Source organism: Novosphingobium sp. 63-713 (genome assembly GCF_001898925.1).
Taxonomy (GTDB): domain Bacteria; phylum Pseudomonadota; class Alphaproteobacteria; order Sphingomonadales; family Sphingomonadaceae; genus Novosphingobium.
In genome coordinates this window covers 750,481-762,393 of record NZ_MKVS01000005.1, presented here as the reverse complement: position 1 = coordinate 762,393, position 11,913 = coordinate 750,481, and the positions used below count along the sequence as shown (strand labels likewise).

Here is an 11,913-nt window from a genome sequence, read left to right as displayed (position 1 = left end):
TATAGGGGCATGGCGGGCGAAGGAATTTCCCTCCGCCCGCTGCCGGCAGGGATCAGATCCGGCGGATCTTGAAGCCCTTGCGATACTCTTCGATATGGGCGGCGCGCGCCTGGGGCGACAGTTCGCGCAGCGCCTTGAGCGGGCTGCGGATGGTGTTGCCGCGCACGTGGTCGAGCGTCCACATGTCCTTCTCCTCGAACGACATGTGCGGCTGGGCGATCAGCGTCTTGCCGTCGGGGCGCACGAAGCCCATGTCGACAATGGCGTCGGCCACATCCCAACCATCATAGACATCTTCCCAGATGCGGCGGCCGGAGAAGCGCCCCATCGCCGGGGTGGCGCGGCCCTGATATTCGGCGGCGAAGGCTTCCTTATGTGTCCAGCGATCCACTTCGCTGGCATAGGTGAAGAGCTCGCCGTCCACCTCGTCGACGCAGAAGTCCTCACGGACGACCGCGGGAACCAGGCTGGACCAGCAGCGATGCGGATAGACATAGCCGGTGTCGGCAAAGGTGATCAGTTGGCTGCCGGGCTTGGAGAGCTTCTCGTAATTCTCCCACCAGGCGCCGTATTCGTCGTACCAGCCCGGATACTTGTGCTCGAACCACTCGAAGTCGCGCTCGGTCTGCGCCTCGATGCGCCAGAAGTTGGCCCACCAGCCGGCCGAGAAAAACTGGGCAATCTTATGGACATAGCCCTTCTTGACGATGGAATCGAAGGCTTCATGCACATCGTCGTGATGGATCTTGATGCCGTATTTTTCCAGCGGCAGCATGTAGGTGCGATAATAGTCCTCGAAAATCCAGCGATGCCACAGCTCCGCATAGCTTTCCTTGTTCTTGTCGCGGTTCTTGGTGCCATATTCGATGATCGTGCCGATGGCGGCATCGACGATCATATGGTTCTGCCAGAAGGAATAGCGGATGTCGCGTTCCAGCAGCAAGTGGTTGTCGGGCTCCTTCAGGATCGACATCAGCATCGAGTGGCCGTTGCCGATATGGCGGCTTTCATCCGACTGTACCGACAGGAACACTGTGGGCAGCGCATAGTCACCGTTGCGCGCCGCCTCGGAAGGCATGGCAACGAAGAGCGTGTTGGTGAAGGCCGTCTCGGCCGCGACCTGAAGATAGATGTTCGACGAGGTGATGGCGTCACCCGTCAGGAAGGCCTCACCGAACTGACGCCCGATGGTGGTGGCATAGCATTTGCCGAAGGCCTTCTCGGTGATGTCGAAACCGGCCGGATCGATGTAGTTTTCCATGTACCACTTCTTCAGGTTCATCTGAATGGTGGAATGGCGGAATTCATCGACCATCTGCATGGTGAAGCCTGTGCGCAGGTGATCGCCCGGAGCCAGTTGTCCCAGCGTCGCCATCGAACGGGCGGCCGAAATTTCCGGGAAAGGAATAATCGCCAGGAACAGCTTCATCCACTCGATCCAGCGCGGCTCGACATTACGGAACATGTCGCCGCGCAGCGCCGCATCCAGCGCGCCATAGACGCGGTTATCCTTTTCCTCCTGCATCGGAAAATACGAGCGCAGGACCTGCTTCATCGGATCCTTGGGCGTCTTGCTGATCTTGTAGTCGGTGGGGAAATGCATCGCCTCCTGAACATAGGACGGCGTCCAGCCCAGATCAGCGATGAGCCTTGTGGCTTCGCTGATGCTGATCCCTTTCTGGCTGATGATCTTGTTGAGTGTCAGAGCCTCGGTCATCTTTTTCTCCCTTTGGCCTAGCCTTCGGCCATTGCCTTCACAGGCGGATGTGGGCCTTCAGCGTTCATGTCGCCGATCAACCTACTGACTCGGCCGGACCGCCGGCCTGTCGAAGATGACAGGAGCAACATGCGTGCCAAAATTGGAAAAGACCGATATTTCTATAAATTGCGACATACGCCCAAGGTGTCGCCCATAGGAAGAAGCATCATAATACTACAGCACCGCTTCAACCACGAAACACATGCTCCATATTGACCTTATATGTGCGACAAAATGGCACACTTTTTAGAAAGTGCCGCACATTTCGTCGAGAGACTCTCCTTTCAAAGCCGCATTTATGTTCATTTTCTTATTTTGGCATGACGCTTGCTGAATTGCTCTCACCGCCCGGCAAGGCCGATAAAATCGGTAGAGAGAGGAAAATTCGATGGCGACTGCCACATCCCATATCCGCACATGCCCTCCCCATATATCCGCCCTTCTGGGTATCGGCACCGGACTGGCCCTGCTGGCGATGTCTGCCGCCCCGGCCGGCGCCCAGCCCGCCTCGTCCGACGCCAAACTCTTTGCCCAGCAATGCGGCGCCTGCCATTCGACCAAGCCGGACGAAAACCGCGTGGGGCCCTCGCTCGCCGGGATTATGGGCAGACCCGCCGGAAAGCAGGCAGGGTTCAACTATTCGCCGGCGCTGAAAAAAAGCACGATCAAATGGTCGCCTGCCACGCTTGAACGCTGGCTGACCGACAGTTCCCAGACGATTCCGGGAAGCGTGATGAATTTTCGTCAGGCCGATGCCGCAAAACGCAAGGCGATCATCGATTATCTCTCCACCCTGACCGCGAAGTGACCCGCCATGGCCAAAATCATCCATGCAATGATCCGCGTCCTCAATGAGCAGAAGTCGCTGGATTTCTATCAAACCTGCCTCGGCCTCTCTATCGCCGATCGCTATCCTTTCGACGGCTTCACGCTGGTCTATCTGCGCAATGCCGAAAACGACATGGAGATCGAACTGACGGTCAATCATGACCGCAGCGAGCCCTATACCCACGGTGACGGCTATGGCCACATCGCCATCGCGGTCGACGATCTGGACGGCGAACACGCAAGGCTGGCCGCCGCGGGCATCGCGCCCCAACCCATCAAGGAATTCTTCCGCGAAGGCGCGCTGATGGCGCGCTTCTTCTTCATCCTCGATCCCGACGGTTACAAGATCGAGGTTCTTCAACGCCTTGGCCGATACCAGTGACCGGCCAGCACAGCACATGTGCCCCCCACACACGCGGGCACAGCCAAGGAGAAATTTCATGAGACTGGTCGAGAAAAGGACCATATTGAACCGCCGCCTGTTTCTGGGGCAGTCGGCAGGGATGGCGATCATCGCCGGAGCGATCGGCTCGCGGGCGAAGGCCGCGCCGCTCAAGACCCTGGCCGCTCCTGCCGTGCCCACGCTGGTGAGGATGGCGCGGGACCTCTATCCGCATGACCGTCTGCCCGACATCTTCTACGAAACCGCCGTGGCCACTATCGATGGCAAGCTGGCCGCCGAGCCCGGTTCGGCAAACCTGCTGACCGATGGCGTCGCCAATCTCGACAAGGCGGCAAACAGCGCCTTTGCCAAGCCCTATGCCGCCATCGACGCCGAAAAGGACCGCGTGGCTGTGCTCAAAAGCGTGGAGACCACCCCCTTCTTCCAGCGCATGCGCAGCGAGATGATCACCGCTCTCTACAACCAGGACGAGCTGTGGGCCAAGCTTGGCTACGAAGGCTCCTCAGCCGAACACGGCGGCTACATCCATCGCGGCTTCAATGACATCGACTGGCTGCCGGCGTGATCGCGCGGCCGGCCTGAAAGGATTTACCCCATGGTTACGAAATTCGCTTTGAGCGACGACAGTGTGGTCGTCGTCATCGGGTCGGGCGCGGGCGGCGGCACGCTGTCGAACGAGCTCGCGCAAAAAGGCATCAGGGTCGTCTGTCTGGAAGCGGGCGCCCGCTACGAAATTCCTGATTTCATCAACAATGAATGGGACAGTTTCGACCAATTGGCCTGGAAGGACAAGCGCACCACCTCGGGCAGCTGGCAGGTGGCCAGGGACTTTCCCAACCTGCCCGCCTGGATCGTGAAGGCGGTGGGCGGCACGACTACCCACTGGGCAGGCGCCTCGCTGCGTTTTCAGGAGCATGAGTGGAAGGCGCGCAGCACCTATGGCGACATTCCCGGCGCGGCGCTGCTCGACTGGCCGATCAGCGCCGAAGAAATGGCCCCATGGTATGACAAGGCCGAGTTGAAGATGGGCACCACCGGCACGCATGGCATTCCCCGCCTGCCCGGAAACAACAATTACAAGGTCCTGGCCGCCGGCGCCAAGCTGATGGGCTACAAGGAATTCCACACCGGCAACATGTCGATCAACAGCCAGCCGCGCGACGGACGCGGGAGTTGTCAGCAGATCGGTTTCTGCTTTCAGGGCTGTAAATCGGGTGCCAAATGGTCAACCCTTTACACCGAAATCCCCAAGGGTGAGGCGACGGGCAGGCTGGAAGTGCGCCCCGGATGCCAGGTGATCCGCATTGAGCACAATCCGGCAGGCAAGGTCACGGGCGTGGTCTATGCCGATGACAAGGGCGTGCTGCACAAGCAGAAAGCACGCGTGGTGGCGGTGGCGGGCAATTCGATCGAAAGCCCGCGCCTGCTGCTCAACTCCGAAACCAACCAGTTCAAGAATGGGCTGGCCAATGGCGCAGGACACGTCGGCCGACACTACATGCGCCATACGACCGGATCGGTCTATGCCCAGTTCGACAAGCCGGTCCATATGTATCGCGGCACGACCATGGCAGGCATCGTGCGCGACGAAGCGGTCCACGACGCTCGGCGGGGCTTTGTTGGCGGCTATGAGATGGAGACGATCTCGCTGGGCGTTCCTTTCACAGCGGCTTTCCTCAGCCCGGGCGCCTGGGGGCGCGATTTCAGCTCGGTGCTCGACGGCTATGATCGTCTGGCAGGCATGTGGCTGGTAGGCGAGGATCTGCCCCAGGCTAGCAACCGGGTGACGCTCAACACACAGGTAAAAGACGCTTTCGGCATGCCCGTCGCCAACGTCCATTATGACGATCACCCCAATGATGTCGCCATGCGCAACCACGCCTATCAACGCGGCGTGGCGCTGTATGAGGCTGTCGGCGCCAAGCGGACGATCAAGACCCCGCCCTATCCATCAACCCACAACATGGGCACCAACCGGATGAGCGAGAGGGCCGAGGATGGCGTCGTCAACAAATGGGGCCAGACCCATGAGGTGAAGAATCTCTTCATCTCGGACGGCAGCCAGTTCACCACCAGTGCGGCGGAAAACCCAACGCTGACGATCGTGGCCCTGGCCATCCGTCAGGCCGACCATATCGCCGAGTTGATGGCCAAGAACAACATCTGATCATCCAGGAACATGGCTGCACCATCCACCATAAGAATGGGCAGCAACGGGGAGGAGAGCGACGTGATCGAAAGTAATGCTTTCGCGGCAGGCGTGTCATGGCAGGACCAGAGCGAAAGGGCCGGACAAAGAAGATATCAGGGGGGGCACGAGCCTTCGCTGACCGAAGCCTTTCGGACGGTGCCGGTGCGCGGCCTTGGCTGGCGACGTTTGCTGTCCTTTCTTGGCCCCGGCTATCTTGTCGCGGTCGGCTATATGGATCCGGGCAACTGGGCAACAGATCTCTATGGCGGATCGGCCTTTGGTTATACGCTGCTCTCAGTCGTCGCCCTGTCCAGCCTGATGGCGATGGTGCTGCAGCATCTTGCAATCCGATTGGGCGTCGCAACAGGGCGCGATCTTGCACAGGCCTGCCGGGATTATTACAGTCCCGCAACTGCCGCCCTTCTCTGGGTACTGTGCGAGATCGCGATCTGCGCCTGCGATCTGGCCGAACTGATCGGCACGGCTATTGCCTTGCAACTCCTCTTTCACATCCCGCTGATCTGGGGCGTCGCACTGACCGGGCTGGACGTCTTTCTGCTGCTGTTGCTGCATAAAAGCGGCATCCGGCTGCTTGAAGCCTTTGTGGTCGTTCTGTTTATCAGCATCGCCACCTGCTTTGCCATCGAACTGACGCTGGCCCGGCCGATCTGGGGCCAGGTGGCCATGGGTTTCGTCCCCGACCCCAAGATCTGGAGTGACCCACTGATGCTCTATGTCGCCATCGGCATGGTAGGAGCGACGGTCATGCCCCATAATCTGTACTTGCATTCCTCGATCGTACAGACGCGGATGTACGATCAGGATAATCACGGCAAGCGCGAGGCGATCCGCTTTGCCACCATCGATTCCACCATTGCCCTGTTTTTCGCACTGCTCGTCAATGCGGCCATTCTCATCCTGGCGGCTGCGGCATTCCATACCACAGGCCATACCGTGATCGAGATCGCGCAGGCGCACGAACTCCTCGCCCCCACGTTGGGAGCCGCCGTCGCCTCGACAGCATTCGCCATAGCCTTGCTGGCGTCGGGACAGAATTCAGCGATCACCGCGACACTGGCCGGTCAGATCGTGATGGAAGGCTTCATGAACTGGAAGCTGGCGCCATCCCTTCGCCGGATCGTCACCCGCGGCCTGGCCATCATCCCCGCGCTCTTCGTCACTTATGCTTACGGCTCGGGCGCAACCGCGAAATTGCTGGTGCTCAGCCAGGTCATCCTGTCCCTGCAATTGCCTTTTGCCGTATTTCCCCTGATCTCCTTCACCCGCAATCGCGATGTCATGGGAGCTATGACATCGCCTCGTTGGCTGACGCTGGGCGCCTCGATCATTGGGGTGGTGATCGTCATGCTTAATCTCAAACTGGTCTGGGACATGACGCAGGGCCATTAAATAGGCGTCGATGATGATAGCCTTGGCCGGTTTATTTACAGGCGCCGCAGGAATGCGGCGGTGACGCGGCCGATTTGGCATTTCTGGGGTGCGGCACCCATTTTTGGCCAGTGCCGCAAGGTTGAGCTGGACATGCGGATCAAGGACTGGACTTGTAACGGTTTTGCGCCGGTCACCTGAGAGTTTAATGCTTGTGCAAAGAGATCGACGAGATGATCAGGCATGGTGAAGAGTTCAAGCAGGAGGCGATGCGCATTGTACTGACCAGCGGGTTGCGTCAGATTTGGGGGGGCGGCAAGTCAACTCTGAACAAATAGGCTTCACACTATCGTCCGTCAGACCTGGTGACAGCGCCGCAGGATCAACGGGATCAAGCCATTCCGCACGCACAAGGTTACCGCAGACAGTCATCATCGCCCGGGTGTCGCGGCGAACCGGCTCGATGGGAACTTTACCGCCGATGCGCCTAACCAGAAGTGGGCCGACGATATCCGCTATATCTGGACCACGGAGGGGCGGCTCTATCTCGCCGTCATCGTTGACCTGTTCAGCAGGCGTGTTGTCGATTGGACGGTTAGCGGCAGGATGATCGCGCTTACCCCTGGATCACTCTCGCAAAGCGTCAGCGCATCGACCAGCTCCCGCTTTACCGCCATATTCAAAGCGTTGCGCCGTTCGGGGCGCACAATGCTGAGGATGGCGATACCATCGCGGGCCCGATTGATATGGACGAAACGCTCGCCCAAGCCTTCTGCCGGTCCAAACCGGCTCCGCGCGTCGATCAGGGGCGACCGTTCAGACAATCGGCGCACGCTGGTCGGTCTCAGCAAGTGCCAATCCTGTCATGGCGCAAGCAGTAGTCCGAAAGGGGCATCAGTGACCACCTCGGGATGGGTGACGGTGTGGGAGGCGATGGTGCCGGAGTCGTGATTCCAGCTCTCATGGAGAAACGGCATTGCGTATTTACCCCACGGTGTGCTTCCCACCATTGCCGAAAACAGGCTTAAAGTGATCTGCCATTGGCAATGGCGCGATGCCCCCGATGATAATTCTTAACCATATCGCAATGTCTCAAGCGTAACCCTTCACGGTAGGATCATTTGTCTCTGGAGCATGTGCGCCTCCAGCGTGCTTCTGGCGAAAAAAGGGGCAACCATGTTTTCTGCTGCCCTGACCTCCATCAAACTGCATTGGCGTGATTTCATTCCCGCTGCTGTCCTCATGATTGTCGTGACAGCGGCAATTGCCGCCGCCACGCTCTGGCCCTCCGGTGATCGGGGCCAGTATGCCGTCGTTGCACCGCCATCCTATGATTTGGGCCGGACGATCACGATGGTGCAGGCTGCCGGCGGCAGCATCGTCGATGTCGGCGGTTTGAAGAATGTTGTGATCCTGCATTCTGCCGACAAGAACGTCGTGGCTGCGCTCTATCACGCGGGAGCCTGGCTGGTCATAGACCCCCATCTGCTTCGGGGTTGCGCAGGATTTCATCGCGTTTCAACCTCTCCTGGAGCCTCTGCCTGATGTCCGATCTCGATAAGCTGCGAATTCGATTTGGTCGGTTTCTGGTCATCTTGCTTTGGCTGCACATTCCCGTGCTCGCGGCGGTCGCCTTTGTTGTCGGTCGTCCGCCCCTCGCGGCCGGTCTGGCGGGAGCACTTCTTGCAGGCGCCTATCATCTGACCTGGTGGCGGCATGGGATTACCCCTGCCACGCGCTATCTCTCCGCTGTTGCGCTGATGGGCGAACCGGCCTTGCTGGTCTATCTGCTGGCCGGTCACCCGTGGCAGATGGACATGCACATGTATTTCTTTGCGCTTCTGGCGCTGACCATCGCCTGGTGTGACTGGCGCGTGGTGGTGGTGGGCGCCGTGGCCATTGCCATACATCACATTATGCTGGACTTCCTGTTGCCTCTGGCCGTTTTCGCCGATGGAGCGGACGTTGGCCGGGTCGGCCTGCATGCCGGGATCGTTGCCTTGCAGACCGGGGTGCTGGTCTGGCTGAGCAGGACGCTGGTGGAAAGCTTTGCCCTCAACAATGAGGCGCTGCGCGAAAGGACGCTGGAGGCCGAGGAGGCCAATCGGGCAAAGAGCTTGTTCCTGGCCAATATGAGCCATGAAATCCGTACGCCGATGAACGCCATTCTGGGATTTTGCCATCTGGCCTTGCGCACGGACATGACGCCAAAGCAGCAGGATTATGTTTCCAAGATCAACGGCGCGGGACTGTCCCTTTTACGGCTGATCAACGACATTCTCGATTTCTCCAAGATCGAGGCGGGCAAGCTCTCGCTGGAAATTGCCCCCTTCGACCTGCGTGCCGCGCTCGAAGGCCAACTGGCCATTGCCTCGGTGGAGGCCGCCAAAAAGCGCGTTGCTGTCGAGCTCGTCATGGACCCCACCGTGCCCGCCACGCTGCTGGGCGATTGTCTGCGCCTCAACCAGATCGTGCTGAACGTGGTCAGCAACGCTGTAAAGTTCACCGAAAACGGCACGGTTACGGTCACAGTCGACCTTTCGGCGCGGCATGGGGCGTCGGTGTCGCTTGAAATCTCGGTCAGGGATACGGGCATCGGTATGACGCCCGAACAGCAGGCCCGGCTGTTTCACTCCTTCACCCAGGCCGACAGTTCGACCACGCGCCGATTTGGCGGCACGGGTCTTGGCCTTGCCATCAGCAAGCAACTGGTCGAGATGATGGGGGGGCATATCGGGGTCGAAAGCAGCCCCGGGCAAGGGACGACGGTCACTTTTACCCTGATGTTGCAGGCCGATGACGCCGCGCCATCGGTGCAGGACATGCCTTCGCCTGAACTTAAACGGTTGCGTGTGCTGATCGCTGATGACAACCCGGCCTCGCGCGAGATCCTGCAGGCCATGTTCACGGCATGGTCGATGAACGTCGATGTCGTCGCGTCGGGCAAGGAGGTCCTGGGCGCCCTTGTGACGGCTGCGGCCGATGCGGTGCCTTATGATCTGGTTCTGATGGATTGGAGGATGCCGGACATGAACGGCATCGAAACCGCCCGCGCCATCCGCCGGGATCTTTACCTGGCGAAAGTGCCCAGCGTGTTTCTGGTCACAGCCCACGGGCATGACGAGGTCAGGGCCGAGGCGGAGACAGCTAACATCGCCGCCGTGCTGATCAAGCCGATCGCTCCGGCAACGATGCTGGCAACAATGAACACATTGTTCGGTGCAGAGCAGTCCGGCCCTCCGGCCGATGACGCTCAGGCCGCGACGGTTCCGATGGTGGCAGCCCATCTGCGCGGCCTTCGCGTTCTCGTGGCCGAGGACAACCAGATCAATCGCGAGATTGCGATTGAGTTGCTGATGGATGCCGGCTTGCAGGTCGAGGTCGCCGAAAATGGCTGCATCGCCTTGGAGCGCATCAGGGATGCGGCCGAGCCCTTCGACGCCATCCTGATGGATGTGCAAATGCCGGAAATGGACGGAATCGAAGCGACTGTGCGCATCCGCCAAATCCATCCGACCGAGCGTTTGCCGATCATCGCCATGACCGCCCATGCCTATGAGGCCGAACGGCAGCGCTGTTTGGATGCGGGCATGAATGATCATATTCCCAAGCCGGTCGATCCTGCATTGCTCGTCAGGAAACTGGACCTTTGGTTGAAGCCGCGCCCGTCTCAAGCAGGTTTTGTCGAGACAGCAAGCCCGATTGTGATGCCGATCAAGGCCGATATCCTGCCTGACCACCTGCCTCCGTTCGGCATCGAGGCGGCGCTGGTGCGCGTCAACGGCAAGCGGGCGCTGCTGCGAAAGCTCATCGTTGATTTCGGCGACACTTTCGCCACGGTCATTTCGACGCTTCGCGGCCAGATCTCCGCTGGTGATCTGGGCGAGGCGCGGCGCCTTGCCCATACATTGAAGGGCATTGCGGGCACGCTGGAGGTGGGCGCTGTTGCCGAAGCGGCCAAGCGCATGGAAGCCGCGCTGGCCCAATCCGATCTCAGCCGGATCGATGAGCTGATTGATGGGCTTGAACAGGCTATCCTGCCCGCGCTCACCGCCTCGGCAACGCTCAAGGGGATGCAGCAGCCGACTTTGACGCAGTCAGACGTACAACTCGATTATTCCGAATGGGCTTCGAAGATCGAAGAGATTCGCGGTCTGCTGCGGCGCCGAAGCCTTGGTGCTCGCAAAGCTTTTCAGGAACTTGAGGAGACGCTCGGCACAAGGCCTGAAGCTGGAGGACTGCATGCGGTCAAGGCCGCGCTCGCCAGACTCAATTTCGAAGAGGCTCTGACGCAACTGGATCTGGTGCCGGGCGCGGATAACCGAGAATGCGGGGCGGCGCCTTTGGCGGCGGCGAACTCGTAATGGGCCGGCCCCTGGTTCTTATCGTCGATGACGAGGTCTCGAATATCGAGATTATGAATGCGGCGCTGGAGGATGATTATGAGATTTGTTTCGCCACATCCGGCGAAGAGGCCATAACCGTCGCGCAGACGAGCCTTCCCGACCTGATTTTGCTGGACGTGCTCATGCCGGGCACGGACGGGTATGAGGTTTGCCGTAGATGCAAGGCAGATCCGTTGATTGCTGATGTCCCGATCATCTTCACCACCGGGCTTGGTGACGAGGAGTCCGAGGCGAACGGGCTTTTGCTCGGCGCGATCGACTATATCGTCAAGCCGATCCACCCGGCTATCGTGCGTGCACGCGTTCATAATCATATCGAATTGAAGCGCATGCGCGATCAACTTGCCCAACTGGCGGTTACCGACGCGTTGACGGGTCTGAGCAATCGCCGTCGCCTCGAGCAGACCCTCGATGTGGAAACCGCCAGACTTTCACGCACCGACGACTGGCTCTCGGTTATCATGCTCGACATAGACTTCTTCAAGCAATTCAATGACGCCTATGGCCATCCCGAAGGTGATAACTGCATCGTGATGATCGCGGCGGCGCTGCAACGCGCAGTTCGGCGGGCCTCGGATCTGACCGCCCGCTATGGCGGCGAAGAGTTTGCCTGCGTTCTGCCTGCTACTGATCACGAAGCGGCGATGATTGTGGCAAACTCCATCATGGAACAGGTCCGTTCGCTGGGTATACCGCACAGGAACTCGGGGGTTAGCCCCTATGTGACCGTCAGCGTGGGTATCGCGTCAGCCCGGTGCAGGCCGGGATTGACACGGGACCTTTGGGTCAAGGTCGCAGACAATCAGCTCTATCTCGCCAAGGTCGCCGGGAGGAACAAGGTCACGGGGACCGTGTTTGGGATCGAAGACAGCAAGCAGCTTGAATATACAACAAAGGCAACGCCTTCGACATCGTTCTTGCCACGCTTGACGTAAGG

Annotated in this window: 10 protein-coding genes and 1 pseudogene; 9 read left to right on the top strand and 2 right to left on the bottom strand. The window is 59.6% G+C overall.

The genetic code is table 11. From position 1 onward, the window contains the following. Window positions 1-52: 52 nt before the first annotated feature. A complete protein-coding gene (locus BGP00_RS04165) occupies window positions 53-1,717 on the bottom strand; it encodes a methane monooxygenase (protein ID WP_168601240.1) in 1,665 nt (554 codons plus the stop codon). Between the two features lie 430 nt (window positions 1,718-2,147). Here BGP00_RS04165 and BGP00_RS04160 point away from each other — a divergent pair, with 430 nt between their 5' ends. From BGP00_RS04160 to BGP00_RS04140, 5 genes are all read left to right on the top strand, one after another. After that, entirely contained in the window at window positions 2,148-2,567 is a 420-nt protein-coding gene (locus BGP00_RS04160) for a c-type cytochrome (protein ID WP_292922139.1), read from the top strand. 6 nt (window positions 2,568-2,573) lie between these two features. Beyond that, on the top strand, window positions 2,574-2,969 hold the full coding sequence (locus BGP00_RS04155) for a VOC family protein (protein WP_168601241.1): 396 nt from the start codon (window positions 2,574-2,576) through the stop codon (window positions 2,967-2,969). A 58-nt stretch (window positions 2,970-3,027) separates the two neighbouring features. Beyond that, window positions 3,028-3,555: a Twin-arginine translocation pathway signal gene (locus tag BGP00_RS04150; protein WP_292922136.1), complete on the top strand. Its 528-nt coding sequence runs from the start codon at window positions 3,028-3,030 to the stop codon at window positions 3,553-3,555. A gap of 30 nt (window positions 3,556-3,585) precedes the next feature. Then, entirely contained in the window at window positions 3,586-5,157 is a 1,572-nt protein-coding gene (locus BGP00_RS04145; protein ID WP_292922134.1) for a GMC family oxidoreductase, read from the top strand. A gap of 63 nt (window positions 5,158-5,220) precedes the next feature. Then, window positions 5,221-6,591 (top strand): Nramp family divalent metal transporter, encoded by a 1,371-nt coding sequence (locus BGP00_RS04140; RefSeq protein ID WP_292922132.1) that lies wholly within the window; start codon window positions 5,221-5,223, stop codon window positions 6,589-6,591. A gap of 35 nt (window positions 6,592-6,626) precedes the next feature. Here the strand turns inward: BGP00_RS04140 and BGP00_RS04135 are convergent, their stop codons facing one another. Continuing rightward, window positions 6,627-6,815, bottom strand: coding sequence for a hypothetical protein (locus BGP00_RS04135; RefSeq protein ID WP_292922130.1), 189 nt, complete (start codon window positions 6,813-6,815; stop codon window positions 6,627-6,629). Window positions 6,816-6,948: 133 nt separating this feature from the next. Between BGP00_RS04135 and BGP00_RS04130 the strand changes: the two are divergent. The 4 genes and pseudogenes from BGP00_RS04130 to BGP00_RS04115 all read left to right on the top strand — a co-directional run. Then, window positions 6,949-7,179, top strand: a pseudogene (locus BGP00_RS04130) (DDE-type integrase/transposase/recombinase); the annotation flags it as partial. A 567-nt stretch (window positions 7,180-7,746) separates the two neighbouring features. After that, entirely contained in the window at window positions 7,747-8,115 is a 369-nt protein-coding gene (locus BGP00_RS04125) for a hypothetical protein (RefSeq protein ID WP_168601246.1), read from the top strand. Next, window positions 8,115-10,934 (top strand): hybrid sensor histidine kinase/response regulator, encoded by a 2,820-nt coding sequence (locus BGP00_RS04120; protein ID WP_292922127.1) that lies wholly within the window; start codon window positions 8,115-8,117, stop codon window positions 10,932-10,934. The genes BGP00_RS04125 and BGP00_RS04120 overlap by 1 nt, the downstream gene beginning before the upstream one ends. Then, window positions 10,934-11,911, top strand: a complete 978-nt coding sequence (locus BGP00_RS04115) for a diguanylate cyclase (protein ID WP_292925713.1) — start codon at window positions 10,934-10,936, stop codon at window positions 11,909-11,911. Before BGP00_RS04120 ends, BGP00_RS04115 begins: the two co-directional genes overlap by 1 nt. Window positions 11,912-11,913: the final 2 nt, after the last annotated feature.